This is a genomic window from Burkholderia sp. AU19243, from assembly GCF_018148075.1.
GTDB lineage: Bacteria > Pseudomonadota > Gammaproteobacteria > Burkholderiales > Burkholderiaceae > Burkholderia > Burkholderia latens_A.
In genome coordinates this window covers 282006-307011 of sequence record NZ_JAGSTV010000001.1, presented here as the reverse complement: position 1 = coordinate 307011, position 25006 = coordinate 282006, and the positions used below count along the sequence as shown (strand labels likewise).

The following is a 25006-nucleotide window of genomic DNA, read 5'->3' as shown; positions in this document are numbered from 1 at the left end:
TGTACCGATTTATTCCCCGATAGCTCAGTCGGTAGAGCGCCGGACTGTTAATCCGTAGGTCCCTGGTTCGAGCCCAGGTCGGGGAGCCAGACAGCAAAAGGCCCGTCATTCGACGGGCCTTTTGTTTTTCCGGCACCTGTTGGCAACCGCCGCGCATGCTAGAGTTTCTGTCCTGCATTCGCCTCCGGTCCCGTCGATGAAGCACCGCCTTTTATCCGCCGCACCCATCGCCCTTCTCCTCTCCGCCGTGGCCGCGGCGCCGCTCGCGCATGCGGAGGAAGTCGGCAGCGTCAACACCCATTTCCGCGTGACGGGCTCCGACCGCGTGGTCGTCGAAGCGTACGACGATCCGCTCGTGACGGGCGTCACCTGCTACGTGTCGCGCGCGCGCACCGGCGGAATCAAGGGCACGCTCGGCGTCGCCGAGGATCCGAGCGAAGCATCAATCGCATGCCGGCAGGTCGGCCCGCTCAGCTTCAAGGAACCGCTGAAGCAGCAGACCGACGTATTCAGCGAGCGCATGTCGTTCATCTTCAAGACGCTGCACGTCGTGCGCGTGGTCGACAAGAAGCGCAACACGCTCGTCTACCTGACCTACAGCGACCGCATCGTCAGCGGCAGCCCGAAGAACGCCGTGACCGCCGTGCCGATGCCGGCCGGCACGACAATTCCGGTCAAGTAAGCGCGACTCGCCGGGCACGCGAACGATACACTGTCGACTCGACCGCCCCCGCGCCCGACCATGTCCGCCGCCCGCCTTCCCGACGCCGCACGCTACTGGCGCACACCGCTGCTGCCGGATGCGGATCTGCTCACGGCCACCTATCGAAACCATTCGTTCGCGCCGCACTGGCACGACGCATACACGATCCCCGTGATCCTCGAGGGCGCGGAACGCTACACCTATCGCGGGACCGGCCATGTCGCCGAAACGGGCACCGTGCCCGTGATCAATCCCGGTGAAGTGCACACCGGCTCGCGTGCGACCGACGAAGGCTGGTGCTATCGCGTCAGTTACGTGCCGGTCGACTTCATCCGTGCGCTCGCGAGCGCGATCGCTGGTCGACCGCAAGATGCGCCATGGTTTCCGTCCGGCGTGATCCGCGACACCGATCTCGCGGCACGGCTCGCGCTTGCGCACCGGATGATGGAAGCAGGCAGCGAATGCATGCGGCCCGGCCGCGCACACGCGCAACCACCCGGCGACGTGGCCGCAACCACCGAGCTGCGCGTGTATGATCCGCTCGCCGCAGAAACGGCAATGCTCGACGCGCTGTCGACGCTGATCGCGCGCCATGCCGACGCGCGGCTGCGGCCGGCGCGGGTCGCGGCCGACGAGCCGCGCGTCGAGGCGATGCGCGAGCGGCTCGCAGCCGACCTCACGAACCCGGTCACCCTCGACGACGTTGCGCAGGCCGCCGGCCTGTCGCCGTTTCATGCGGCGCGACTCTTCACCCGCACGACCGGCATGCCGCCGCATGCGTGGCGCAACCAGCTGCGGCTGCAGCGCGCGCTGGCGCCGCTGCGCGCCGGCGTACCGGTCGCCGACGTCGCCGCGGCCAGCGGCTTCGTCGACCAGAGTCACTTCACGCGGCATTTCAAACGGATGTTCGGCGTACCGCCCGGCCGCTGGCAGGCGCGCTGACGCGCGCGCCCCGTCACGGCCTTCGTCCATGCACGGCGCCGGCACGCGGCTTGCGGCGCGATACGCGGCGGGCGCAAGAACATACAAGCCGCCACGGCGACAGCCCGCTATCCTCCGTCACATGGAGAAGCGCCCCTTGAACCCTGTACCCGACTCTTCCCCCCCGCCGCGCCGGCCGCTCGACGAATGGCTCGACGGCGCGCGCGACACGATCCCGATGATGATCGGCGCCGCGCCGTTCGGCGTGATCTTCGGCACGCTCGTCGGTGGCGGCCCGCTTGCCGCCTGGCACGGCGCGCTGATGTCGCTCGCGGTGTTCGCCGGCTCCGCGCAGTTCATCGCGGTCGGGTTGATCGCCGGCAGCGCGAGCTTCGTCGTCGTGCTCGCGACGACGCTGATCGTGAACGTGCGCCACCTGCTGTACAGCGCGACGCTCGCGCCGTACGTCGCGCACCTGCCGCTGCGCTGGCGCGCGACGCTCGGCGCGCTACTGACCGACGAAGTGTTCGCGGTCGCCTACGCGCACTACCGGCACTTCCCGCCCGGTTCGATCGGCCCGCACTACTTTTTCGGCTCGGGCCTCGCGATGTACCTGAACTGGCAGGTCTGGACGCTCGCTGGCCTCGGTTTCGGCGCGGCATTCCCGGGCCTTCAGTCGCTCGGCCTCGATTTCGCGATGGCGGCAACCTTCATCGCGATCGTGGTCCCGCAACTGCGCACGCTCCGCTATCTGGCGGCCGCCGCGACAGCCGGCACGCTCGCGTATTTCTGGCAGGGATGGCCGTACAAGCTCGGGCTGCTCGGCGCGGTCGCGGCCGGCGTGCTGGTCGGCGTCGCGCTCACGCTGCTGCACGGACGTTCGCGCGCCGGCTCCCGCACGGAGACCGCATCGTGAGCTACGCGCTGCTGATCCTCGGAATGGCCGCGATCACCTACGCGATCCGGACGACCCTCTTCCTGTTCGGCGAGCGGCTCACGTTCCCGCCGCTCGTGCGAACCGCACTCGGCTTCGTGCCGGTCACCGTGCTGACCGCAATCATCGTGCCGATGACCGTCTCGCCGCACGGCGGGACGGCCGAACTGTCGTTGCGCAATCCCCAGCTCGTCGGCGCGCTCGCCGCGGTGCTCGTGTCCGCGACGACACGCCGGCCGCTTGTGACGATCGCGGTCGGGCTCGCGGTGTTCTTCTTCTGGCAAGGGATCGTGATGCCGCACTGGCTGGCGGCCTGAGCAGGGCTGCGCCGCTCCGCGCTCAAGTTTCCGTGCGGCGGGCCGATATCACGCATGAAGACCCGCCATCGGCCTCGGCGCGAACCGGTTCGTCGACGCTGCGCCCGCACCGGTGCGCGGTTCGGCGCGCCGGCCGCGCGGGCCGCCATCGAGACGATTCATGGGCCAGATCACGCTTTCCCTGAAGGACGACACGCTTGCGTCCCTGCGCAAGGACTACGACGCATTCGTGCGCGTATCGCTGAAACTCGACCCGCAGTTCGCGACGCCGTCGTTCGAGGATTTCCTGCGCGCCAAGCTGCTCGACAACATGGTGCCGCTGACCGAGCACGCCGTGCAGCGGATGCTCGAGGGCGGCCAGTACGCATGGGCGAAGCGCACGCTCGACAAGGAATTTCCCGACGTCGTCGCGATCCTGATGCGGCAGGCCGGCGAATTCGGCTTCGGCTTTGCGTCGCGTTCCGAATGGACGCCGGACGAACTCGCGAAGGCGTGCCGCGACTGGGCCAAGGCGATTGTCGCCGAAGCGCAGGGCGACCCGTCGCTCGTCGACCCGCTCGCCGCGCAAATCAAAAGCGCGGTGCAAGACATCCAGGCGCTCGAGGAAATGATGCAGACGCCCGCGTGGCGGCTCGCGGAATCGCTGCGCCAGCGCATCTACGAGGCAAAGCTCGCGTGCGAGATGAGCGTCGGCAGCGCCGCGCGCGACAAACTCGGCGAACTGCGCGGGCTGCTGCGGCTCGGGCTCGCGCACGGTTCATTCCAGAAACAGGAAGCGCAGCAGATCATGGAATATCTGCGGCTGCTGAAACCCGAGATCTTCGTCGACGAACCGTACGACGTGTTCGCGCGCCTCGCGGCATGGCTGCGCAGCGTGTTCGCACCGGTCACGCGGGCCGCGCCGGCACCGGGGACGGAGCAGCGCCGGCCATGACGGCCCGCCGCCGCGCATGAAGAACGGCCCGGTTCGCGTGCAGCGAACCGGGCCGTCGATCGATCGCCGTCACGACGCGCCGCCAGGCACGGGCGTTGCGCGGCGATCGCGCACCGCTTACTGCGTCGCGCCCGACGCGGACGCACCGCCCTGCACGCCGGTCGACGCACCGCCTTCGGCCGCCTCGTCGCCGACCTTCGACTTCGTCGAGCCGACATGGTGCTTGGCCGACTTCGCCGCATGCTTGGTGTGCTTCTTCGCCGAGTGGACGGACGACGCGGCCGTATCCTTCGCGCCATCCGCTGCCGTGCCGACCGCATCGGTCGCGGCGCCCGCCGTGCCCGACGTATTCGCGCCGGCGCCGCCTTGCATGCCTGCGCCTGCGCCAGCCGCGGGCGTCTGCGTCTGCATGCCTGCACCCGCGCTGCCCTGCGTTGCGGCGCCGGTCTGCGCAAATGCAGCCGAAGTGGCGAACGCCGTCAGCGCGGCACCGATCAGCATCGTACGAATCTTGGACATGACTATCCTCCTCAAGAAGTTGTGCGCGCGCAGCGCATCGATGCGCTCCGTCGCGTCCCCCGCCGCAACACGCAGCGGGTACGACGAAAGACCGGCCGCTCGCACGGTCGGTTCTCGAATCTCTCAGACTGTTACCCACCGTTTCATTTGCTGACGTATCAATCACACTCCTTAACAACCGCGGCGCGAGCGTGCGCGCGGCCGCGCTCGCGTGCCGGCCCGCAGTGCCGTATGATGCGGAGCGATTCCTTCCGCGCGTCGCGCGCCTCCCTCGTCATGCCCAATCTGGATTTCACGCTCACCGGCGAATACGTCGAGCTGCACAACCTTCTGAAAATCACTGGCCTCGCGGATAGCGGCGGCACCGCGAAGATGTTCGTCGCGTCCGGCGCGGTGAAAGTCGACGGCGTGGTCGAACTGCGTAAAACGTGCAAGATCCGCGCGGGCCAGGTCGTGCTGTTCGGCGATACGCGAATCGCGGTACACGACGCATAGCCGAAGCACGTAGCGTTCCCCTGCCCGCGACATGGCCATCGCCGCGCGCGTTCGACACCGTTCGAATAAAGCCGTAAGCTAGCCGTCTCTCAAAATAAATACAGACAGCGCGGGGCCGCACCCGCGCGAGCGCCCATTCCATGTCGCATTCCGGTCTTACGCGGACGGCCGCCGCGCCGCCGTCCCTGTCCACTCATGCCGCCGATACCGCGCGCCTCGCCGCACCGCTCGCGATCGCGCAGCTCTCGCAGATGGCGATGAGCGTCACCGACACGGTGCTGCTCGGCTCGCTCGGCCCCGATTCGCTCGCGGCCGGCGGCCTCGGCGCGAACTTCTTCTTCGTCATCGTGACCGTGCTGCAGGGCGTGCTGTCGTCGATCAGCGTGAGCGTCGCGCATGCGCGCGGCGCGCAGGCCGAACACCGCGTGCCGCACATCTACTGGACGGGCTTCGTGCTGTCGGTGCTGCTCGCGATTCCGGCCATCGTCGCGCTGTCGCTGTCCGAACCGATCCTGCTGATGTTCCACGAGCCGCCCACGCTTGCGCATCATGTCGGCGAGTACACCGGCATCCTGCGCTTCGCGGCGCTCGGCAGCCTGATCGGCGTCGGGCTGATGCGCGCGTTCCTGCCCGCCATCGGCGCCGCGCGGCGGCTGCTGTGGGTGTCGATCGGCGGCGTCGGGATCAACGCCGTGCTGAACTACGGGCTGATCCACGGTGCATTCGGCCTGCCGCGGCTCGGCTTCCTCGGCTCCGCGGTGGCGACGACCATCACGATCTGGCTCACTGCGCTCGCACTGATCTGGCTGCTGCACGGGCGCCAGCGGTTCCGCCATTTCGTGACCGCCGCACGTCCGAAGCTGCCGCTGATGGGCGAGCTGATCGGCATTGGCTGGCCGGTGGCAATCACGTATGGGGTCGAATCGACGCTCTTTCTCGCGACGGGCCTGACCGTCGGCGTGCTCGGCGCGACGTCGCTCGCCGCGCACCAGATCGCGCTGAACGTCGCATCGGTCGCGTTCATGGTGCCGCTCGCGATCGGCCAGGCCGCGAACGTGCGGGTCGGCTACTGGGTCGGCGCCGGCCAGCCGGTCGCCGCACGCCATGCGGGCTTCGTCGCGCTGGGCCTCGGGATCGCGTTCATGTCGCTGTCGGGCCTCGTGCTGATCGTCGCGCCGCATGCGATCGTCGGCCTGTACCTGCAACTCGATGACCCGGCCAATGCGGCGACCGTGTCGCTCGCCGCATCGCTGCTCGGCATCGCCGCAGTGTTCCAGATCGTCGACGGGATGCAGACGGTCGGCTCGGGCGCACTGCGCGGGCTGCGCGACACGCGCATCCCGATGCTCGCAGCGACCTTCGGCTACTGGGGCATCGGCTTCCCGACCGGTTACTGGCTGGCGTTCCATGCGGGCCTCGGCGCGCGCGGCCTGTGGTGGGGGCTCGCGGCCGGCCTCGCGAGTGTCGCCGTGCTGATGGCCTGTCGCTTCCACATGAAGACCGCGTCGCTCATCGCGTCCGCGCGCTGAGCGCGACACGACGGGAAATCCCCGCCGGCGCTATGCTTGTCGATTGAAGACCCACGACGCCGCGCGAGCGGCGCAACTGCCTCACGATACGCCAGACGCCGCGCGACGCGCGGCCTTTCCCATTTCCTGGAGGAGTGCATCATGAACGAAGCAGTTCGGATGGAACGCGACACGTTCGGCGAGATCGCCGTGCCGGCCGACCGGCTCTGGGGCGCGCAGACCGAGCGCTCGCTGCAGAATTTCCGGATCTCGACCGAGAAGCAGTCGCCCGAGCTGATCCATGCGCTCGCGATCGTGAAGCGCGCCGCGGCCGCCGTGAACCAGTCGCTGGGCGTGCTCGCCGACGACAAGGCGCGCGCGATCATCGACGCGGCCGACGAGATCATCGCCGGCAAGCATCCGCGCGAATTTCCGCTCGCGGTATGGCAGACAGGCTCCGGCACGCAGACCAACATGAACCTGAACGAGGTGATCGCGAACCGCGCAAGCGAGCTGCTCGGCGGCGAACGCGGCGAGGCGCGCAAGGTTCATCCGAACGACGACGTGAACCGCGGCCAGTCGTCGAACGATGTGTTCCCGACCGCGATGCACGTCGCAGCCGCATACGCGATCGTCAACCATCTGTTGCCCGCGCTGCGCACACTGCGCGCAACGCTCGACGCGAAATCGAAGGCCTTCGCCGACATCGTGAAGATCGGCCGCACGCACCTGCAGGACGCGACGCCGCTCACGCTCGGGCAGGAATTTTCCGGCTATGTCGCGCAGCTCGACCACGGCATCCGGCACGTCGAATCGGCGCTGCCGCACCTGTACGAGCTCGCGCTCGGCGGCACTGCGGTCGGCACCGGGCTGAACGCGCATCCGGAATTCGCAGTGCGCGTGGCCGACGAGATCGGCCGGCTGACGAAGCTGCCGTTCGTGACCGCGCCGAGCAAGTTCGAGGTGATGGCGGCCGCCGACGCGCTGGTGTTCGCGCACGGTGCGCTGAAGACGGTCGCAGCCGGCCTGATGAAGATCGCGAACGACGTCCGCTGGCTCGCGAGCGGGCCGCGCTGCGGGCTCGGAGAACTGTCGATTCCGGAGAACGAACCGGGCAGCTCGATCATGCCGGGCAAGGTGAACCCGACGCAGTCGGAGGCCGTGACGATGCTGTGCTGCCAGGTGTTCGGCAACGACGTCGCGGTGAACGTCGGCGGCGCGAGCGGCAACTTCGAGTTGAACGTATTCCGGCCGATGATCGCGCACAACGTGCTGCAGTCGGTGCGTCTCCTCGCCGACGGCGCGCAGAGCTTCAACGACCACTGCGCAGTGGGCATCGAGCCGAACCGCGCGCGCATCGACCTTCTGCTGAACGAATCGCTGATGCTCGTGACGGCGCTCAATCCGCACATCGGCTACGACAAGGCCGCGCAGATCGCGAAGAAAGCGCACAAGGAAGGCACGACGCTGAAGGCCGCCGCGCTCGCGCTCGGCTACCTGACCGAGGCGGAATTCGATGCATGGGTGCGACCGGAGCAGATGATCGGATCGCGGTAGACGGATACGATGCGATGGCGGCGCCGGGCACGGCGCCCGCTGCCGTCAGACCGTGCCTTTCGCGACTTCCTCGGGTTTCATCTCGACGATCTTGTCGAGCGCGGCGCGCACGTCGGCCGCATACTTCGCGAGCACCTTTTGCTCATCGGTTTCGGGCACGAACGGCGGCACCGGCACCGGGTTGCCGTTTTCGTCCACCGCGACGAACACGACGAGGCAGTCGGTAGTCTGGCGCAGCACGCCGCCCTTCGGGTCGCCGGCGTGCACCGACACGTGGATGTGCATGCTGGTGCGGCCCGTCGCGACGACGCGCGCCTTCAGCTCGACCAGATTGCCGACGAGGATCGGGCGCTGGAACCGGATGTTGCCGACGCTGACCGTCACGCAATAGCGGCTCGACCAGACGGCCGCACACGCATACGCGACCTCGTCGATCCACTTCATCAACGCGCCGCCATGCACCTTCCCGCCGAAGTTGACCGACGACGGCTCGGCGAGAAAGCGGAATACGGTTTCGGTGCGGTCGAGGGCAGCCGGTACGGGGGACGGGTGGGACATCTTGTGAGCTCCAGGCAGCGTGCGTACTGCGATCGGCGCATTATACGTTGCACTGCGACAACACGTCGCGGCCCCACTGCGCGGCGCCCGCGCCGCCGGACGCCGACTCGCTGGGCCGCCATCAGCGGCGCACCGTGATGCCCTGGTCGATGGTGCCGTACATTTCGAGGCTACCGCCCCGCTCGCCCGCGGCACCGCTGCCGCCCTGCGCACAGGCCGCGCAGACGAACGCGGCCGCCAACAGGCAAAAAATCGTCTTCATCGTCGTATCGTGCCCAGTCCGGCGGCCCGCTGCCGCCGCGTGCGACCATTCTACGCGGGCGCGCGCCGCTGCCACGGTTCGCATGCCACCGCCGCGCCGCATCCGACATTTCAGCCCAGCCCGAAACATCGAATGGCAACCGCGCCTACACTGCGATCATTGCACCGGACGAGACACGACGATGACCGATCAAGACGACCACCATTTTCCGGGCCTGAGCCGGATCGGCGCGCTGATCGCCGATCCGGGGCGCGCGGCGATGCTGTGGGTGCTGATGGACGGCAGCGCGCGGCCGGCCGGCGAACTCACGATGATCGCGGGGCTGTCGCCCTCCGCGGCGAGCGCGCATCTCGCACGCCTGACCGAAGGCGGGCTGCTCGCGCTCGAAGTCCGCGGCCGGCACCGCTACTACCGGCTCGCGTCGGCCGACATCGCGGCGTCGCTCGAGGCGCTCGCGAACGTGGCCCGAGCAGCCGCGCCGAACCGTCCCGTGCCGCCGCCGTCGCGCACGGTTCCGGCCGAGCTGCGCTATGCGCGCACCTGCTACGACCACATGGCCGGCGAGCTCGCGGTCCGCATCTTCGACGGACTCACGGCGCGCGGCTGGCTGCAAACAGGCGACGGCGACGCAATCGAGACCACCGAGCAGGGCACGCAAGCGCTCGCGCGCTGGGGCATCGACGTCGCGCAGCAGCGCACCCGCCGGCGCCGCTTCGCGTGCGGCTGCCTCGACTGGAGCGAGCGCCGCGCGCATCTCGGCGGTGCGCTCGGCGCGGCGCTGCTCGACAGCTTCTGCACGCACGGCTGGATCGAGCGTACCGCGCGGCCGCGCGTGCTGCGCGTCACCGTGCCCGGACAGCAGGTTTTCGACGACTGGCTTACGTCCGCTTGACGCACACATTGCGACCGCACGACAACGGCGCGCGATGGACAGGTTTTGTTACATCGCACGCTAGTCGATTTACAAAACACCGAGCACTGAAACAGGTCGAGCGGATATCGTGAACTGAACGGCGCGAATCGACGCGCCGCAATAACGACGAAGACGCTCACCATGGCTTCCCTGTTCATCCTCACGCGAAGCGCCCGCTGCACGCTGCTCGCGTTCGCCGCGCTAACCGCCCTGCCCGCCGCATTCGCGCAATCGCAGGCGCCGGTGTATGCACCCGCCCGGCAAGCGGGCGGCGACCCGCCGAGCCGCGTCGCACGGCTGAACTACATGTCGGGCGCCGTGACGACGGAGCCGGCCGGCACCGATACCTGGTCGTACGCAGCAGTCAACCGGCCGCTGACGACAGGCGACCAGCTCTGGAACGATGCGGGCGCACGCTCGGAGCTGCACATCGGCTCGACCGCCGTCCGGCTCGGCGAATCGACGAGCCTGTCGGTGCTGAACCTCGACGACACGACGACGCAGTTGAAGGTCGGCCTCGGCACCGTGTCGACTCACGTGCGCGCGCTGCCGCCAGGCGGCTCGTACGAAATCGACACGCCGAATCTTGCGCTCGGCATCACGGCCCCTGGCGACTATCGCGTCGATGTCGCACCGGACGGTGCGAGCACGACGGTCACAGTGCGCAGCGGCAGCGCGACCGTCTACGGCAGTAACGGGCAGTATCCGCTGTCGCCTGGGCAACAGATCGTGTTCACCGGCACCGACCTGCAGGTCGCGCAGCAATCGAGCGCGCCGGCCCCCGACGCGCTCGACCAGTGGGCCGCGAGCCGCGATGCGGCCGAGCAGCGCTCGGTGTCGGCCCGCTACGTGTCGCGCGACATTCCCGGCTACCAGGATCTCGACGCGAACGGCACGTGGCGCGAAACGCCGAACTACGGCGCGGTCTGGGTGCCGAACGACACGCCCGCCGGCTGGGCGCCGTATCACGACGGCCACTGGATCTGGCAGGCGCCGTGGGGCTGGACCTGGGTCGACGATGCGCCGTGGGGCTTCGCGCCGTACCACTACGGCCGCTGGGCCTATGTCGACGACGGCTGGGCGTGGGTGCCCGGCCCGATGGTCGTCAGCCAGCCGCCCGTCTACGCGCCGGCGCTCGTCGCGTTCGTGGGCGGTGGCAGCGGTCCCGACTGGAGCGTCGCGCTGACGGTGGGCGGCGTCGCCGCGGCCGGCTGCGCATGGTTCGCACTCGGCCCGGGCGAAGCGTGGCATCCGGCCTGGGGCGGCTGGAGTCCGCATTACTACGATCGCGTGAATCGCAACATCGTGGTCAACAACGTCACGGTGAACAAGACGGTGAACGTGACGAACATCACCAACATCACCAACATCACGAACATCAACAAGACGTACGTGAACTTCCGCGCGCCGCACGCGATCACGGCGGTGCCCGCGTCCGCGTTCGTGCACGGGCAGCCGGTGGCCCGCTTCTCGCAGCACGTCGATCCGCAGCAATGGCGCAACGCGCACGTGATGCCGGGCACGCCCGGCATTGCGCCGGTCCGGCAGAGCTTCACCGGCGCGCTGCGCGCCGCCAGCTACCGTCCGCCGGCGGCGATCGGCCAGCATCCGTTCGTCGCGACGCGCAATCCTGCCGTGCCGGCAGCGTATCGCGACCAGGCGGCCGCCCATCTCGCGCGACAGGGCGAGCACGTGCCGGGGGCTGGCACGCCGGTCGTCAGGACCAGCGTGCCGGCCGACTATCGGCCTCGCCCGGTCCGCGTGCCAGGCACCCCCAACGCCGGAGCGTGGGCGATGCGCAACGTGCAACTCGTGAATCCTCACGGCCCCGTCGTGCAGCCGGCGCACGCGCGTCGCGAGAGCGAACCGGCGCAGGCGCAGGCCCCGCGGCCGGGCATGCAGACGACTGCCGTTCCGAATGGCGTGCGACCGGGTACGCCGATCCCGGCGGTCCCGAACGGCTCCCGGCCGACGACCGATGAAGCGCTCAATGCGCGTTCGTCTCGGGTTCCCGATGGCGCCCCGCCGCGGGAGCCGGGCAATTCGGCTCCGCATCCGGCATTCGACGCCGGCAATGGCGTCCCGCATCCGCCGGCGGCGACCATCGTGCCGAACGGGCGCGATACCGCGCACGCAGCCGCGACGCCCGCGCCAGTCTGGATGCAGCCGCACACACCGATGAACCGCCAGCGCCCGACGGCCCCGGCCGCGCTCCACGCAGCCGGGCAGAACGCGCTGCCTCCGGTGCGCGGCACAGCGCCGAACCCGCATCCTGAAAGCGCGCCTGGCGCGCAACCCGGCGTGCGGCAGGACACGCCGCGCGCGCTGCCGCAACCGCGGCTCGACACGACCGCGCAACTCGAGCAGTCGCGGCCCCGCCCCGATTTCACGGCCCCGGCCCAACCTGCGCAACCGCGGCCGGAACGGGCGGCGCCGGCGCCGCAACCGCGCCCCGAATTTGCGCAACCTGCGCCTCATCGTGAAATGGCGCCGCCGCGAGCGAACGAGTATCGGCCGCCCTCGCCCGCCACACGCGAAATGCCGCGGCCGCAGCCACAGGCTCCGCGGGCGGAGCCACGGCCGCCGATGATGCCAGCGCCACGCATGGAACCGCGCCCGCAACCGGCCCCACGCATGGAGCCTCGCCCGGCGATGCCCGCGCCGCACATGGAATCGCGCCCGCAACCGGCGCCGCACGTTGAGGCACCGCATCCCGGCAATCCGCCGCCCGGCGGCCACGACGAGCGACGCCATCAGTAAGCGTCGCCCAGTGAAACGCAAAGGCCCGACCGGTTAGTCGGGCCTGCTTCAAGCTGCCCGCGCGACTGCTCGCCGCGCCGGGCTCCGCGGATTCAGACGGCCATCGGCGCCGTCAACGGCTCGTGGTGCCGGTAGCCGACCAGCGAGAAATCGGACGGCTCGACGCGTTCGAGCCATTCGGGCGCATAGACGCCCGTCTTCGCGTAATCGGGCACACGTTCGGCGATCTCGAGCCGCGGGCTGTCGTACGGCTCGCGCGTCAGTTGCTGCTGGAGCATGTCGAGCTGGTTCTCGTAGATGTGCGCGTCGCCGATGAAATACGTGAACCAGCGCGGCGTATAGCCCGTCAGGCGACCGACGAGCGACAGCAGTGCGGCGCCTTCCGTCAGGTTGAACGGCGTGCCGAGCCCGACGTCGTTGCTGCGGATGTACAGGCACAGCGAGATCTCGCGCTTCGTGACGTTCGGCAGGAATTGATACAGCAGATGGCACGCGGGCAGTGCGATCTGGTCGAGCACGGCCGGATTCCACGCATGGAACAGGATGCGGCGGTCGGCCGGGTTCTCCATGATCGTATCCAGACACTGGCGCAGCTGATCGATCGCCTTGTACAGCAGCACCTTCGGCGCGCCGTCCTCGTCGAAGCGCGTGACGATCCGGAAACCGCGGCGTGTCGCGTCGGCGATCTGCGCGTCGGCGCCCGCGTCGAGCACCTTGTAGCCGGGCCACTGGCGCCACTGGACGCCGTAAACGTCGCCCAGGTCGTCGACACCCTGGCGGTACGGGTTCGCCAGCCACTGCGCGTTGTCGTTCGCATTCGCGTCCCAAACCTTGCAGCCGAGCGCGCGGAAATCGGCCGCGCTGCGCGACGCACGCAGGAAGCCGACCAGCTCGCCGATCGCGGACTTGAACGCAAGTTTCTTGGTCGTGACGGCCGGGAAACCTTGCTGCAGGTCGAACCGCAGCATCGCGCCGGGCATGCTGATGGTGCGGATGCCCGTGCGGTTCTCCTGCCAGGTGCCGGTGTCGAGGATGGTGCGAACGAGGTCGAGATACTGTTTCATGCGGGTTCCTTCGGCCGCGAGGGCGGCCGCACCCGCCAATTTTAGCAAGCGTGGCGCGGAACCTCCGGCACCGGCGGCGTAAACGCACCCAAAGGGTCGCCGCGATCGCGCATGCCGTGCGCACACATCAACCGGTAAAGCGTTACGCGCGACACGCCGAGTTCGCGCGCGGCATCCGCGAAACGGCCGCGATGACGCAGCAGCGCCTGCTCGATCGCTTGCCGCTCGGCCGCTTCCCGCGCCTCGGTCAGCGACACTGGCGCGAGAATCGCGAATTCGTTCAACTCGAGATCGGCTGCGGTAATCATCCGACCTTCCGACATCACGATCGCGCGGCGCACGCGATTGATCAGCTCGCGCACGTTGCCGGGCCACGAATAGCCGTAGAGCGCGGCGATCGCGTCCGGGGAGAAGCCGCGCAGCCGGCGATGCGCATCGCCCTTGAAACGCTCGAGCATGTGCCGCGCCAGCAGTTCGATGTCCTTGCCGCGTGCGCGCAACGGCGGCTCCTCGATCTTCAGCACGCACAACCGATGGAACAGATCCTCGCGGAAACGCCCTTCGCGCAGCGCGGTCTCCATGTCCACGTGCGTCGCACATATCACGCGCACGTCGACCGGCACCGACACGTGCGCGCCGAGCCGCTCGATCTTGCCTTCCTGCAGGAAGCGCAGCAGGCTCGCCTGGCTTTCGAGCGGCAGATCGCCGATCTCGTCGAGGAACAGCGTGCCGCCGTTCGCGGCCTCGACGCGACCGATCTTGCGCTGGTTCGCACCGGTAAACGCGCCGCGCTCATAGCCGAACAGCTCGGCCTGCAGCAGCGTCGACGGAATCGCGCCGCAGTTGATCGCGACAAACGGCGCATGGGCGCGCGCCGAGCGCTCGTGAATCGCGACGGCCGTCAGTTCCTTGCCGGTGCCCGATTCGCCGGAGATAAAGACGGGTGCATCGGTCGTCGCGACGCGCCGGATCGTCCTGAAGAGTCCGAGCATCGCATCGCAGGTGCCGACCATCTCGCCTTCGGCACGCCCCGCGCCGACAGGCGACGCCACGGGATCGGTCAGCGCGACCATGCCGTGCGCATGGCCGACTGTCTCGACGATGCGCGAAGTCTCGTACGGCATCGTCACGTAGTCGAAGCAATAGTCGCGAATCAGATGTCGCAGCGTGGCGTCCTGCAACTGGCCGCGCCGGGTCGCCGCGATCCAGCCGATGTGCTGGATGGTCAGACACGGTTCGAGTTCGCGCAGATCGGCGGGCCGGAACCCCGGCGAGAAATCGAGCAGGCCGGCGGTCGCCACGCCGTGCTGCACGACACGCCGCACGTCGCGCGCGCTTTCCGCGAGATCGACGCGCCACCCGCATGCGTCGAAATGCCCGCGCAATGCGTCGTTCGGCTCGCGCGAAAAATAGATCACATGCCGCTGCTCGGCTCCCATATACCCACCCCGTTCATCAACCGTCTAACGATTGCCGCACGCAAGCCGCGTGCGAAAAAGGATCGAATCGGGTCAGCCGAAGCGGCTCGATTCGCCATGCCGATGCTCGGCAACGACCAGCCTTGCATGATGGCGCTTATATCGCGTCCAGTTGTTGTGTGGTCCCGACAGCTTGGTTATAGGCGCCGAGTACGACAATCTTATTGCGGCGCGAATGGGCGAGCGGTCGAATCGCTCAGTGGTCGACACAGGTCAATCATCTGCACAGAGCACGCGCAGCGGCCCGCAAATGCATCGACACACGCGCCGATTTTCATCCTTGGCGCGTAGCGGTTGAATCCGCAATATTCCGGAGCACGCTCGTTTCACGACTGAAACATTTCCGCGCATTTTGGCTCGCGACGCTCCGCGCTCGCTCGCGAAGCGCAAGCCCGGCAACGCTGTTCGCGCGATGGCATGCATTTCGCTGAATCCGTGACTGATCGGAGAACGCGACCATGCGAACAACTTTTTCACTGTCTTTCCGGCAGATGGCAATTGCATGCGCGCTTGCGTGTCAGTTCATGCCGGCACACGCGGAAGAAAGCGCGAAATCCGCACGCGCGCTGCTGCTTGCCGATAACACACCGGATGTGTATCACGACAAGCGGTCCGGCATCGTGCCGGTCGCCGTCCCGCGACCGCGTTCGTCCGACAAGACGTCGGTCACGCTGTGGGACGAGATCGCCCCGCCGGCGCGGCTGCCGGTACCGATGCCCGTGCCGCGTCCCGGCGATGCGCAGCACGCGATGGAGCACAGCGCACCCATCCGCGTCAATCAATGATCCGGCGACGACGGCCCGTGCATCGCAATCGTTGAGGATTACGTATCGAATGAACCATGGCGGCAACTCGCGCCGACTCCGCTGCGTCGACGTCGTGACGCGAACGTTTTTTGTGTCCGTCCCCCGGCGGGCACTCTTTTTATTGAGCAGGTGATGACGGGAAGCCCGCGCATCGCCGTCGCCGGTGGCGATACGCGGGCTTCGACGCTTGCCGGCGCACGCATACCGACGGTGTGCGCGCCGTCCTTCCGGTAGAATCGGCGCCATTCCGGCTTTCCTCCTTCCCGACTTCATGACGACGTTAACCCTGATCGTCGCCCGCGCCCGCAACGGCATCATCGGCCGCGACAACCAGTTGCCCTGGAAACTTCCCGAGGATCTCGCGTTCTTCAAACGCACGACGATGGGTGCGCCGATCGTAATGGGGCGCAAGACCCACGAGTCGATCGGACGGCCGTTGCCGGGCCGCCGCAACATCGTCGTCACGCGCGATTCCGCGCGCCGCTTCGACGGCTGCGACACGGTCACGTCGCTCGCCGACGCGCTCGCACTCGCAGCCCGCGACGGTGCAGCCGAAGCGTTCCTGATCGGCGGCGCGCAACTCTATTCGGAAGGTCTCGGGATCGCCGACAAACTGATCGTCACCGAGATCGACGCAGACTTCGACGGCGACGCGTCGTTTCCGGCACCCGATCCCGCGCACTGGCGCGAAGTGTCGCGCGACTCGCATCGGGCGGCCGTGCCGAACGCGTTCGGCTATGCGTTCGTCGTCTACGAGCGCAAGCGCGACTGACCCGCAACGCGCGACAAAAAAGCCCGACCGGCTCGCACGCGCCGGTCGGGCTGATCACGCATTTCGTTTTTCTGGCGGCCGCTGCCGCGCCGCTTACTGGCCGGCGATCGTCATCTGCTCGATCAACACCGAGCCGGTTTCCTTCGTGCCGCGCACGATCGAATCCGCACCGATCGCGACGATGTGCCGGAACATCTCCTGCAGCGTGCTCGCGACGGTGATTTCCTCGACCGGATACTGAATCACGCCATTCTCGACCCAGAAGCCGGCGGCCCCGCGCGAATAGTCGCCCGTCACGTAATTCACGCCCTGCCCCATCAGCTCCGTCAGCAGCAGGCCCGTACCGAGCTTCTTCAACATCGCGTCGAAATCGTCACCCGGTTGCGTGTTCGAGCTGCGCAGCGCGAGATTGTGCGAGCCGCCCGCGTTGCCGGTCGTCTGCGTGCCGAGCTTGCGCGCGGAATAGGTCGACAGGAAGTAGCCTTCGACGACGCCGTCCTTGACGACGCTGCGCGCGCGCGTGCGCACGCCTTCTTCGTCGAACGGCGCGCTGCCCATCGCGCGCGGCACGTGCGGATCCTCGACGATCTGGACGTGCGGTGCGAACACCGGCTTGCCGAGGCTGTCGACGAGGAACGACGTCTTGCGGTACAGCGCGCCGCCGCTGACGGCCTGTACGAACGCGCCGAGCAGGCCGGCCGCAAGCGGCGCCTCGAACAGCACGGGCACCTTGCGCGTATCGAGACGGCGCGCACCCATCCGCGCGAGTGCACGCTCGGCCGCGTAACGCCCGACGGCTTCGGGCGCCGCGAGGTCGACCGCGCTGCGCTTCGACGAATACCAGTCGTCGCGCTGCATGTGGCGGCCGCTGCCGGCGATCGGCGCGCACGCGATGTAGTGCCGCGAGTACGGGTAGCCAGCGAGGAAGCCGCGCGACGTCGCGAGCACGAACTGCGAGTGCTGCGCCGACACGCTCGCGCCTTCCGAGTTGCGGATCTGCGGGCTGACCGCAAACGCGGCGTCTTCCGCTCGGCGTGCAAGCGCGACGGCGTCGTCGGCCGTCAGCGCCCACGGATGATAAAGATCGAGGTCGCGCGGGTCGGTCTCAAGCAGCTCGGCTTCCGCGAGGCCCGCCGCATCGTCCTCGGCCGTGAAGCGCGCGATGTTGTACGCGGCGGCGACCGTATCCTTGATCGCGGCCGGCGAGAAATCCGACGTGCTCGCGTTGCCGCGCTTCTTGCCGATGAACACCGTCACGCCGACCATCTTGTCGCGGTTGTGTTCGATCGTCTCGACCTCGCCGCGGCGCACCGACACCGACAGGCCGTCGCCTTCGGAGATTTCGGTCGCGGCGTCGGTCGCGCCGAGCGCCTTCGCATGGCGGAGGATGTCCGACGCGATTTCCTTGAGCTGGTCCTGCGTGTGCGGGAAATAGCGCGCTTGTACGTCGAGATTGGCTGCCATCGTCTTGGTATCCGGTGGCGGGCGGGCGCCCGCATGTTCAAAATGTTGCGTATCCCGCGATCATAGCAAGGTCCGGGGCCACATACCGACAAGCTTGGGGTGTCCGTGCCGCGATACAATGCCGCCCATGACACGCAAAACCCGAATCCAGCCGATCGAGCATGCCGCCGAAGACGACGACAACGGCTACGATCGCCCCAGCAAATCCCAGTTGAAACGCGAGATGCACGCGCTGCAGGAACTCGGCCAGGCGCTGGTCGACCTGCCGAAAGACGCGCTCAAACGCATGCCGATGCCCGAAGATCTCGCGGACGCCGTGCGCGAGGCGCGCCGAATCACCGATCACGAAGGCAAGCGCCGCCAGCTTCAGTACGTCGGCCGCGTGATGCGGTCGCTGACCGACGACGAAACGGCCGCGCTGCGTACCGCGCTCGACGCCCAGCGAGGCGTGAACAAGGCCGCTACGGCGCGCCTGCACTGGATCGAGCGCACGCGCGAACAACTGCTCGCGAGCGACGACGCGCTGACAGAATTCCTCCGCAGGCACCCCGAAGCCGACATCCAGGAAGGCCGCACGCTGATCCGCAACGCGCGCAAGGAGGCGCAGCAAGGCAAGCCGCCGCGCTATTTCCGCGAGCTGTTCCAGTGGATCAAGACCGCCAGCGGCGCGGACGAAGCGGACGGCGACGCAGCGCCGGACGACGCCGGAGACGACCATGACGACCATGACGACGAAGCGTAATCACCCGGATGAACTCGTGGTCGGCCTCGTGTCGATCAGCGACCGTGCCAGCACGGGCGTCTACGAGGACAAGGGGATTCCGGCGCTGCAGGAATGGCTCACTGCCGCGCTCGTGTCGCCGTGGCGCGCCGAAACCCGGCTGATCCAGGACGACGCGCCGACGATCTCGGCCACGCTGACCGAACTCGTCGACGTTGCCGGCTGCGATCTCGTGCTGACAACCGGCGGCACCGGCCCCGCGCGCCGCGACGTGACGCCGGAAGCCACGCTTGCCGTGGCAACGAAGGAAATGCCGGGATTCGGCGAGCAGATGCGGCAGATCAGCCTGAATTTCGTCCCGACCGCGATCCTGTCGCGGCAGGTCGCGGTGATCCGCGAAACGGCCGGGGCCGACCACGCGGCGCTGATCATCAATTTGCCCGGCCAGCCGAAGTCGATCCGGGAAACGCTCGAAGGGCTGCGCGATGCCGACGGCAAGTCGACGGTACCCGGCATCTTCGCGGCGGTGCCCTATTGCATCGACCTGATCGGCGGCCCGTACATCGAGACCGACGACGCGGTGGTCGCGGCGTTCCGGCCGAAGAGCGCACGGCGCTGAACGCCGATCGAGTGCGGCACGGATGCCGGCCCGCTCAGGCGGCCGGCACGGAATCGCCCGCCGGCGCCGACGCGGCCGGAATCAGGAAATGCTCACGGTAGTACTTCAGTTCGTCGATAGACTCGTGGATGTCGGCGAGCGCCGTGTGCATCGCGCGCTTCTGGAAGCCCTTGTAGATCGCCGGCTGCCAGCGGCGGCACAGCTCCTTCAGCGTGCTCACGTCGAGGTTGCGGTAGTGGAAGAACCGCTCGAATTCCGGCATCCACCGCGCCATGAAGCGGCGGTCCTGGCAGATCGAGTTGCCGCACATCGGCGACTTGCCGGGCGACACGTATTGCGCGAGGAACGCCTGCAGCTGCGCGGCGGCCTCCGCCTCGGTCACGGTCGACGCGCGCACGCGGTCGATCAGCCCCGAACGACCGTGCGTCGACTTGTTCCAGTCGTCCATCTTCGCGAGCGTTTCGTCGCTCTGATGGATCGCGAATACGGGGCCTTCCACCGCGATGTCGAGCGTGGAATTGGTCACGACGACCGCGATTTCGATGATGCGGTCGTTATCCGGGTCGAGGCCCGTCATCTCCATGTCGAGCCAGACGAGGTTCAACTCGTTGCGCACGAGCGCGGGCTGGCTTGCGGAAGCGGCGGTATCGGTCATGAGTCATCCTGGAAAATGGCGGACGGCGCGCGGCGCCGCCCGGGCGGGCGGCATCGCGTGAGCGGGGCCGGTCCGCAAGAACATATAATTCTCGCATAGAACCCTTTGGCGCCTTCGATGTCACCCTTTTCGTTCACCCTGCTGTTCGCGATCGCCGTGGTCGCGATGGTCGTCACCAAGCTGTGGCTCGCGTCGCGGCAGATCCGCTTCGTCGCCGCGCACCGCAACGGCGTGCCCGAGCAGTTCAGCAGCACCATTCCGCTGACCGCCCACCAGCGCGCGGCCGACTACACGGTCGAGCGCACGCGGCTCGCGATGTTCGAAATCGTCGTCAGCGCGGCCGTGCTGGTCGGCCTCACGCTGCTCGGCGGCGTCGGCGTGCTGGACACGCTTCTGACGGGGTGGCTCGGCCGAGGCTACGGGCAGCAGGTCGCGCTCGTCGCCGCGGTGCTCGTGATCACGGGCGCGATCGACGTGCCGTTCGAGTACTACCGCCAGTTCGGGATCGAGCAGCGCTTCGGCTTCAATCGAATGACGAAGCGCCTGTTCTTCACCGACATGCTGAAAAACACGGTGCTCGGCGCGGTGTTGGGCCTGCCGCTGCTGTTCGTCGTGCTGTGGCTGATGAACCAGGCCGGCAGCCTGTGGTGGATGTGGACGTGGGCCGTATGGGTCGCGTTCCAGATGCTCGTACTGCTGATCTACCCGACCTTCATCGCCCCGCTCTTCAACAAGTTCGAGCCGCTGACGGACGAGGCGCTGCGCGCGCGCATCGAGTCGCTGATGAAACGCTGCGGCTTCGCGGCGAAAGGCCTGTTCGTGATGGACGGCAGCCGCCGCTCCGCACACGGCAACGCGTATTTCACCGGCTTCGGCGCATCGAAGCGGATCGTGTTCTTCGACACGCTGCTCGCGCGGCTGTCCGGTCAGGAAATCGAGGCCGTGCTCGCGCACGAACTCGGCCACTTCAAGCGCCGTCACGTGATGAAGCGGATGCTCGTGTCGTTCGTGCTCAGCCTCGTGCTGCTCGCGCTGCTCGGCTGGCTCGCGCAGCGTACGTGGTTCTACACGGGGCTCGGCGTCACGCCGTCGCTCGAGTCGAGCAATGCGGGCGCCGCGCTCGTGCTGTTCTTCCTCGCGATCCCCGTGTTCCTGTTCTTCGCGACGCCGTTCAGCAGCCTCACGTCGCGCAAGCATGAGTTCGAGGCCGACGCATTCGCTGCCAGCCAGACCGACGCGCAGGACCTCGTCAGCGCGCTCGTGAAGCTCTACGAGGACAACGCGTCGACGCTCACGCCCGATCCCGTCTACACGGCCTTCTACTACTCGCATCCGCCCGCGTCGCAGCGGATCGACCGCCTGATGCAGCACGCATGAGCCGGCCGACCTCCCGCAAGCCGGCTCCCCGCGCATCAGGTGCGCCGCGTGTCGAAGGCCGCGTGATCGCGGCGCACGGTCGCCACTACATCGTCGCGCCCGACGACGGCGGCCCGATGCTGCAATGCTTCCCGCGCGGCAAGAAGAGCGAAATTGCGGTCGGCGATCGCGTCGTGTACGAACAGGCATCGGCCGATCAGGGTGTGATCGTCGAAATCGGCGAGCGGCGCAACCTGCTGTACCGCTCCGACCAGTTCAAGTCGAAGCTGTTCGCGGCGAACCTCGACCAGTTGCTGATCGTGCTCGCGACCGAACCCTATTTCAGCGAGGACCTGCTCGGCCGGGCGCTGATCGCGGCCGAGGCGAACGAACTGAAACCGCTCGTCGTGCTGAACAAGATCGACGTCGAGGCCGCGCTGCCGGTCGCCCGCGAGCGTCTGGCACCGTACCGCGCGCTCGGCTACGACGTGCTCGAACTATCCGTGAAGGGCGCGCCCGACGATGCGCGCGCGCAGTTGATGCCGCACCTGGCCGGCCATTCGACGATCCTGCTCGGCCAATCGGGGATGGGCAAGTCGACGCTCGTGAACCTGCTCGTGCCCGATGCCGAAGCCGCGACCCGTGAAATCTCGGCCGCGCTCAACAGCGGACGCCATACCACAACGTTCACGCGCCTCTACCCGCTCGACGGCGGCGGTGCGCTGATCGATTCGCCGGGCTTCCAGGAGTTCGGCCTCTATCACCTGACCGAAGGCCGGCTCGAGCGCGCTTTTCCGGAGTTCCGGCCGTTGCTTGCGGACTGCCGTTTCTATAATTGCCATCATCTGCACGAGCCCGGCTGCGCGATTCTCGAAGCCGTCGCCGACGGCCGCATTGCGCCGTCCCGGCATGCGCTGTATGCGCAACTCGTGCACGAGGCAAGCCAGATCGTTCGCTGAGTTCTCGGCAGACGGAAGACGGCCGGACCGGAGCCGGCGTTCACCGACAGGAGCCGCGATGCGCTTCAAGGCCCCCGACCTCGCCACCGCGCAGCACTGGGCGAACGTGCTGCAGGCGGCCGGCATCGGCTGCGAGCTGCACAACTGCTACGCGACCGGCGCGCTCGGCGGCCTGCCGGCCGACGCGTGCACGCCGGAGCTATGGCTCGACGACGAGCGCGACGATGCGCTCGCACGGCGCCTGCTCGACGCTGCATCGCACGGCCCGTCGCCCGGTGCCGTCGCGTGGCGTTGCCGCCAATGCGGCGAGCTGCTCGAGGCCCAGTTCACCGCTTGCTGGCAATGCGGCGCGGTACGCGATCCGCTCGACGACTGAACACAATGAGCTGACCCACAGCGAAAAGGCCGGCATCGAGCCGGCCTTTGCATTTCATCGCGCGCCGCGCGAGCGTGTCACGAAACCCAGACTGCCAACGTCAGCATCAACAACAGGATCATCCACAGAATCACCGCGCGCCACACCAGGCCGACCGCCGACTGCAGCGTGCGCGGCGTGCAATCGTCGCCGACCGTCAGCGGGCCGCTGTCGCCGACCGCCAGCGCGTCGAGGCTCGACGGCTCCGCAAGCGGCCCCGCGAGGCGTGCGCCGAGCGCACCGCTGCCGGCCGCGAGCAGCACACCGTCGTTCGGATCGGGCCACTGACGTGTGTGATTGCGCCACGCGTAGATCGCGTCCTCGAAGTTGCCGACGATCGCGAAACCGAGCGCAGTCAGTCGCGACGGAATCCAGTCGATCACGAAGAATGCGCGCTGAGCGAACGTCGAGAACGCGACCGTGCGCTCGTCGCCCGGCGTCGACCAGCTGCGCGCGAGATATTCGGAGATGCGGTACAGCACGGCGCCGGCCGGCCCGATCGGCAGCACGTACCAGAAGAACACGCCGAACACGTGGCGATGCGATGCAACGACCGCATGAATCAGCGTATGACGGACGATTTCGCCGACCGGCATGTCGACCGTATCGAGGCCCGTCCACTCATGCAGAATCTCGCGTGCACGCGGCACGTCGTCGTTGTTGAGCGCGAGGTGGATGTCGGTGAAGTAATGGCTGAACTGGCGGAAGCCGAGCGTGAAATAGACGACGACGACGTTCCAGATGAACGCGAGCACGAAGCTCACCTTGTACAGCAGGAAGTAGATCAGTGCGACGACCAGTACCCATGGCAGCACGACCGCGAGCCACGCGAGCACGCCGTGTTTTTGCTTGCCGGCGTCGAGGCCATGCGCGACGGTTTCCGCATGAAACTGGAACAGTGCGAACACCGGATTGCTCGGCGACAACGCGCGGACCTGTTCGATGATGAGAGCGAGAAGAACCGAGAAGAAAGTCATGCGTGGCGCCGTCTTCGGAGTTATGTCATTTTTTGCATAACGATAGCACAGCGTAAGCAACGGATGGCTGCCGACGCGACGGGCCGCGGGCCGGCCGCGCGCGCAGGTTCCGGCGCTCGCCTATCCGGCCGCCAAGAAGCGGTACAGATTGCGCAACATGCCTGCAGTTGCGCCCCAGATGAAGTAATGGCCGGTCGATGCGTCATTCGGATAAGGCATCGCAAAAAAACGACGCTCGCCGCCTTCCCAGCGGAACACGCGCACCTGGTGGTTCGCGGGGCTCATCAGGAATGCGAGCGGCACCTCGAAAATCTCGGCGACTTCGAACGTGTCGGCCTGAACGGTAAACGGTGGATGCACGAGCGCCACCACGGGCGTTACGCAGAAGCCGGTGCCCGTCAGATAGTCGGGCAGCGCACCGAGGACCTCCACCGGCTCTGCGGGCAATCCGATCTCCTCCTTCGCTTCGCGCAACGCGGTCGCGGTCGCGTCGCGATCGAACGGCTCCCGCCGCCCGCCGGGGAAACTGATCTGACCGGCATGGTCGTTCAGATGGTCCGCGCGCTGCGTCAGCAGCACGGTGAGGCCGCTCTCGCGCACGACGAGCGGAACGAGGACGGCGGCGCTGCGCGGATCGACGCCGTCCTGCAACCGCACCTCGGCAGGTTCAACGCTCCATTCGAGCGTGCGCGCGAAACGTTCGCGCAACCCGGGCGGCGTCATCAGCCGGGGATCGATGGACGGCAGGCCGGCGCCGGTGCCTTCGACCGGCAGCACTTCGGGGTCAATGATGGGGCGGCGATTCAATGGGGCTCTCGGATTCGTGTCGTATCGAGCATATTGTCGCGCCAGAATGAAAAAAGCACCCGGGAGGGTGCTTTTTCCTTACAGCTCTTACTCTTGGGAAGCTGCTGCGGCGCGATCCTTCGACACCAGCTTTTCCTTGATTCGAGCCGACTTGCCCGAACGCTCGCGGAGGTAGTACAGCTTCGCACGGCGCACATCACCGCGACGCTTCACGACGATGCTCGCCAGCAGCGGCGAGTAGGTCTGGAACGTACGCTCGACGCCTTCGCCCGACGAGATCTTGCGGACGATGAAGTTCGAGTTCAGGCCACGGTTGCGCTTTGCGATCACAACGCCTTCGTACGCCTGAACGCGCTTGCGGTTACCTTCAACCACGTTCACGTTCACGATCACCGTGTCGCCCGGGGCGAATTCGGGGATCGTCTTGCCGGCGAGCGCGCGCTCGATCTCTTCCTGCTCAAGTTTTGCGATCAGATTCATCACTGACTCCTAAAGCCATCTTGTCGGCGTTTGCGCCCGCCTGCTTCCAGGC

27 protein-coding genes and 1 tRNA gene are annotated in these 25006 nt (G+C 67.6%); 18 read left to right on the top strand and 10 right to left on the bottom strand.

The annotated features are described in order from the left end of the window. The first annotated feature begins 13 nt into the window (after positions 1-13). The 6 genes from KDW55_RS01490 (at position 14) to KDW55_RS01465 (ending at position 3809) form a co-directional block, all read left to right on the top strand. Positions 14-89, top strand: a tRNA-Asn gene (locus KDW55_RS01490). Between the two features lie 107 nt (positions 90-196). Beyond that, positions 197-682 (top strand): CreA family protein, encoded by a 486-nt coding sequence (locus KDW55_RS01485; protein WP_040143738.1) that lies wholly within the window; start codon positions 197-199, stop codon positions 680-682. A gap of 60 nt (positions 683-742) precedes the next feature. Then, positions 743-1645 (top strand): AraC family transcriptional regulator, encoded by a 903-nt coding sequence (locus KDW55_RS01480; RefSeq protein WP_212149512.1) that lies wholly within the window; start codon positions 743-745, stop codon positions 1643-1645. Between the two features lie 121 nt (positions 1646-1766). After that, complete coding sequence (locus KDW55_RS01475) at positions 1767-2540, top strand: AzlC family ABC transporter permease (RefSeq protein WP_040143736.1); 774 nt, start codon at positions 1767-1769, stop codon at positions 2538-2540. After that, a complete protein-coding gene (locus tag KDW55_RS01470; protein ID WP_040143735.1) occupies positions 2537-2875 on the top strand; it encodes an AzlD domain-containing protein in 339 nt (112 codons plus the stop codon). Before KDW55_RS01475 ends, KDW55_RS01470 begins: the two co-directional genes overlap by 4 nt. Positions 2876-3035: 160 nt before the next feature. After that, a complete protein-coding gene (locus KDW55_RS01465; protein ID WP_040143734.1) occupies positions 3036-3809 on the top strand; it encodes a DUF4088 family protein in 774 nt (257 codons plus the stop codon). A 117-nt stretch (positions 3810-3926) separates the two neighbouring features. Here the strand turns inward: KDW55_RS01465 and KDW55_RS01460 are convergent, their stop codons facing one another. Beyond that, positions 3927-4328 carry a hypothetical protein gene (locus tag KDW55_RS01460; protein ID WP_040143733.1) on the bottom strand — a complete coding sequence of 134 codons (402 nt, stop codon included), beginning with the start codon at positions 4326-4328 and terminating at the stop codon, positions 3927-3929. A 276-nt stretch (positions 4329-4604) separates the two neighbouring features. Between KDW55_RS01460 and KDW55_RS01455 the strand changes: the two genes are divergently transcribed. The 3 genes from KDW55_RS01455 (at position 4605) to fumC (ending at position 7888) form a co-directional block, all read left to right on the top strand. Then, complete coding sequence (locus KDW55_RS01455) at positions 4605-4823, top strand: RNA-binding S4 domain-containing protein (RefSeq protein WP_006753074.1); 219 nt, start codon at positions 4605-4607, stop codon at positions 4821-4823. A gap of 140 nt (positions 4824-4963) precedes the next feature. Further along, positions 4964-6352 carry a multidrug efflux MATE transporter NorM gene (gene norM / locus KDW55_RS01450; protein WP_040143732.1) on the top strand — a complete coding sequence of 463 codons (1389 nt, stop codon included), beginning with the start codon at positions 4964-4966 and terminating at the stop codon, positions 6350-6352. A 141-nt stretch (positions 6353-6493) separates the two neighbouring features. After that, entirely contained in the window at positions 6494-7888 is a 1395-nt protein-coding gene (gene fumC, locus KDW55_RS01445) for a class II fumarate hydratase (RefSeq protein WP_040143731.1), read from the top strand. Positions 7889-7933: 45 nt separating this feature from the next. Here fumC and KDW55_RS01440 read toward each other — a convergent pair whose 3' ends face one another. Further along, positions 7934-8446 (bottom strand): acyl-CoA thioesterase, encoded by a 513-nt coding sequence (locus KDW55_RS01440; protein ID WP_040143730.1) that lies wholly within the window; start codon positions 8444-8446, stop codon positions 7934-7936. Between the two features lie 121 nt (positions 8447-8567). Continuing rightward, entirely contained in the window at positions 8568-8708 is a 141-nt protein-coding gene (locus tag KDW55_RS01435) for a hypothetical protein (protein ID WP_167432636.1), read from the bottom strand. 181 nt (positions 8709-8889) lie between these two features. On the opposite strand from KDW55_RS01435, the gene KDW55_RS01430 reads away from it, so the two are divergent. After that, positions 8890-9600 (top strand): helix-turn-helix transcriptional regulator, encoded by a 711-nt coding sequence (locus KDW55_RS01430; protein ID WP_040143728.1) that lies wholly within the window; start codon positions 8890-8892, stop codon positions 9598-9600. Between the two features lie 162 nt (positions 9601-9762). Beyond that, positions 9763-12381, top strand: a complete 2619-nt coding sequence (locus tag KDW55_RS01425; RefSeq protein ID WP_212159846.1) for a DUF6600 domain-containing protein — start codon at positions 9763-9765, stop codon at positions 12379-12381. Between the two features lie 92 nt (positions 12382-12473). On the opposite strand, the gene KDW55_RS01420 is transcribed toward KDW55_RS01425, so the two are convergent. Together KDW55_RS01420 and KDW55_RS01415 are read right to left on the bottom strand one after the other, a co-directional pair. Then, positions 12474-13445, bottom strand: a complete 972-nt coding sequence (locus KDW55_RS01420) for a thymidylate synthase (RefSeq protein ID WP_040144906.1) — start codon at positions 13443-13445, stop codon at positions 12474-12476. 41 nt (positions 13446-13486) lie between these two features. After that, positions 13487-14884, bottom strand: coding sequence for a sigma-54 dependent transcriptional regulator (locus KDW55_RS01415; RefSeq protein WP_040143726.1), 1398 nt, complete (start codon positions 14882-14884; stop codon positions 13487-13489). A 497-nt stretch (positions 14885-15381) separates the two neighbouring features. Here KDW55_RS01415 and KDW55_RS01410 point away from each other — a divergent pair, with 497 nt between their 5' ends. Both KDW55_RS01410 and KDW55_RS01405 read left to right on the top strand, forming a co-directional pair. Continuing rightward, positions 15382-15708, top strand: a complete 327-nt coding sequence (locus KDW55_RS01410) for a hypothetical protein (protein ID WP_212159845.1) — start codon at positions 15382-15384, stop codon at positions 15706-15708. A 292-nt stretch (positions 15709-16000) separates the two neighbouring features. Beyond that, positions 16001-16501 (top strand): dihydrofolate reductase, encoded by a 501-nt coding sequence (locus tag KDW55_RS01405; RefSeq protein ID WP_212159844.1) that lies wholly within the window; start codon positions 16001-16003, stop codon positions 16499-16501. 93 nt (positions 16502-16594) lie between these two features. Here the strand turns inward: KDW55_RS01405 and pmbA are convergent, their stop codons facing one another. Further along, positions 16595-17965, bottom strand: coding sequence for a metalloprotease PmbA (gene pmbA, locus KDW55_RS01400; protein WP_059543806.1), 1371 nt, complete (start codon positions 17963-17965; stop codon positions 16595-16597). 127 nt (positions 17966-18092) lie between these two features. On the opposite strand from pmbA, the gene yjgA reads away from it, so the two are divergent. Beyond that, on the top strand, positions 18093-18707 hold the full coding sequence (gene yjgA, locus KDW55_RS01395; protein WP_282972480.1) for a ribosome biogenesis factor YjgA: 615 nt from the start codon (positions 18093-18095) through the stop codon (positions 18705-18707). Then, positions 18691-19305 (top strand): molybdopterin adenylyltransferase, encoded by a 615-nt coding sequence (gene mog / locus KDW55_RS01390; RefSeq protein WP_059543808.1) that lies wholly within the window; start codon positions 18691-18693, stop codon positions 19303-19305. The genes yjgA and mog overlap by 17 nt, the downstream gene beginning before the upstream one ends. A gap of 34 nt (positions 19306-19339) precedes the next feature. Here mog and orn read toward each other — a convergent pair whose 3' ends face one another. Further along, positions 19340-19960, bottom strand: coding sequence for an oligoribonuclease (gene orn, locus KDW55_RS01385; RefSeq protein WP_040143720.1), 621 nt, complete (start codon positions 19958-19960; stop codon positions 19340-19342). Positions 19961-20077: 117 nt separating this feature from the next. Between orn and KDW55_RS01380 the strand changes: the two genes are divergently transcribed. From KDW55_RS01380 to KDW55_RS01370, 3 genes are read left to right on the top strand one after another with little or no spacing between them, the layout of a single operon-like run. Next, positions 20078-21337 (top strand): M48 family metallopeptidase, encoded by a 1260-nt coding sequence (locus tag KDW55_RS01380; RefSeq protein ID WP_040143719.1) that lies wholly within the window; start codon positions 20078-20080, stop codon positions 21335-21337. Next, positions 21334-22275 (top strand): ribosome small subunit-dependent GTPase A, encoded by a 942-nt coding sequence (rsgA, locus tag KDW55_RS01375; protein ID WP_040143718.1) that lies wholly within the window; start codon positions 21334-21336, stop codon positions 22273-22275. The genes KDW55_RS01380 and rsgA overlap by 4 nt, the downstream gene beginning before the upstream one ends. Positions 22276-22333: 58 nt before the next feature. Next, the gene (locus KDW55_RS01370) at positions 22334-22651 is read left to right on the top strand and encodes a DUF2007 domain-containing protein (RefSeq protein ID WP_212149521.1); all 318 of its coding nucleotides are present in this window, start codon (positions 22334-22336) and stop codon (positions 22649-22651) included. A gap of 77 nt (positions 22652-22728) precedes the next feature. Here the strand turns inward: KDW55_RS01370 and KDW55_RS01365 are convergent, their stop codons facing one another. The 3 genes from KDW55_RS01365 to rplS all read right to left on the bottom strand — a co-directional run bounded on the left by KDW55_RS01365 (position 22729) and on the right by rplS (position 24954). Beyond that, positions 22729-23667, bottom strand: a complete 939-nt coding sequence (locus tag KDW55_RS01365) for a CobD/CbiB family protein (RefSeq protein ID WP_040143716.1) — start codon at positions 23665-23667, stop codon at positions 22729-22731. A 120-nt stretch (positions 23668-23787) separates the two neighbouring features. Further along, on the bottom strand, positions 23788-24474 hold the full coding sequence (locus KDW55_RS01360) for a CoA pyrophosphatase (RefSeq protein ID WP_069241119.1): 687 nt from the start codon (positions 24472-24474) through the stop codon (positions 23788-23790). A gap of 87 nt (positions 24475-24561) precedes the next feature. Next, positions 24562-24954 carry a 50S ribosomal protein L19 gene (gene rplS / locus KDW55_RS01355; protein ID WP_040143714.1) on the bottom strand — a complete coding sequence of 131 codons (393 nt, stop codon included), beginning with the start codon at positions 24952-24954 and terminating at the stop codon, positions 24562-24564. Positions 24955-25006: the final 52 nt, after the last annotated feature.

Coding starts and splice junctions, on each gene's coding strand:
- KDW55_RS01420 (WP_040144906.1), bottom strand. CDS start 13,445: ATGAAACAGTATCTCGACCTCGTTCGCACCATCCTCGACACCGGCACC.
- KDW55_RS01410 (WP_212159845.1), top strand. CDS start 15,382: ATGCGAACAACTTTTTCACTGTCTTTCCGGCAGATGGCAATTGCATGC.
- KDW55_RS01425 (WP_212159846.1), top strand. CDS start 9,763: ATGGCTTCCCTGTTCATCCTCACGCGAAGCGCCCGCTGCACGCTGCTC.
- KDW55_RS01480 (WP_212149512.1), top strand. CDS start 743: ATGTCCGCCGCCCGCCTTCCCGACGCCGCACGCTACTGGCGCACACCG.
- KDW55_RS01380 (WP_040143719.1), top strand. CDS start 20,078: ATGTCACCCTTTTCGTTCACCCTGCTGTTCGCGATCGCCGTGGTCGCG.
- KDW55_RS01430 (WP_040143728.1), top strand. CDS start 8,890: ATGACCGATCAAGACGACCACCATTTTCCGGGCCTGAGCCGGATCGGC.
- fumC (WP_040143731.1), top strand. CDS start 6,494: ATGAACGAAGCAGTTCGGATGGAACGCGACACGTTCGGCGAGATCGCC.
- KDW55_RS01475 (WP_040143736.1), top strand. CDS start 1,767: ATGGAGAAGCGCCCCTTGAACCCTGTACCCGACTCTTCCCCCCCGCCG.
- KDW55_RS01440 (WP_040143730.1), bottom strand. CDS start 8,446: ATGTCCCACCCGTCCCCCGTACCGGCTGCCCTCGACCGCACCGAAACC.
- KDW55_RS01485 (WP_040143738.1), top strand. CDS start 197: ATGAAGCACCGCCTTTTATCCGCCGCACCCATCGCCCTTCTCCTCTCC.
- KDW55_RS01370 (WP_212149521.1), top strand. CDS start 22,334: ATGCGCTTCAAGGCCCCCGACCTCGCCACCGCGCAGCACTGGGCGAAC.
- yjgA (WP_282972480.1), top strand. CDS start 18,093: ATGACACGCAAAACCCGAATCCAGCCGATCGAGCATGCCGCCGAAGAC.
- KDW55_RS01455 (WP_006753074.1), top strand. CDS start 4,605: ATGCCCAATCTGGATTTCACGCTCACCGGCGAATACGTCGAGCTGCAC.
- rsgA (WP_040143718.1), top strand. CDS start 21,334: ATGAGCCGGCCGACCTCCCGCAAGCCGGCTCCCCGCGCATCAGGTGCG.
- pmbA (WP_059543806.1), bottom strand. CDS start 17,965: ATGGCAGCCAATCTCGACGTACAAGCGCGCTATTTCCCGCACACGCAG.
- rplS (WP_040143714.1), bottom strand. CDS start 24,954: ATGAATCTGATCGCAAAACTTGAGCAGGAAGAGATCGAGCGCGCGCTC.
- KDW55_RS01405 (WP_212159844.1), top strand. CDS start 16,001: ATGACGACGTTAACCCTGATCGTCGCCCGCGCCCGCAACGGCATCATC.
- KDW55_RS01460 (WP_040143733.1), bottom strand. CDS start 4,328: ATGTCCAAGATTCGTACGATGCTGATCGGTGCCGCGCTGACGGCGTTC.
- KDW55_RS01415 (WP_040143726.1), bottom strand. CDS start 14,884: ATGGGAGCCGAGCAGCGGCATGTGATCTATTTTTCGCGCGAGCCGAAC.
- KDW55_RS01465 (WP_040143734.1), top strand. CDS start 3,036: ATGGGCCAGATCACGCTTTCCCTGAAGGACGACACGCTTGCGTCCCTG.
- mog (WP_059543808.1), top strand. CDS start 18,691: ATGACGACGAAGCGTAATCACCCGGATGAACTCGTGGTCGGCCTCGTG.
- KDW55_RS01365 (WP_040143716.1), bottom strand. CDS start 23,667: ATGACTTTCTTCTCGGTTCTTCTCGCTCTCATCATCGAACAGGTCCGC.
- orn (WP_040143720.1), bottom strand. CDS start 19,960: ATGACCGATACCGCCGCTTCCGCAAGCCAGCCCGCGCTCGTGCGCAAC.
- KDW55_RS01435 (WP_167432636.1), bottom strand. CDS start 8,708: ATGAAGACGATTTTTTGCCTGTTGGCGGCCGCGTTCGTCTGCGCGGCC.
- norM (WP_040143732.1), top strand. CDS start 4,964: ATGTCGCATTCCGGTCTTACGCGGACGGCCGCCGCGCCGCCGTCCCTG.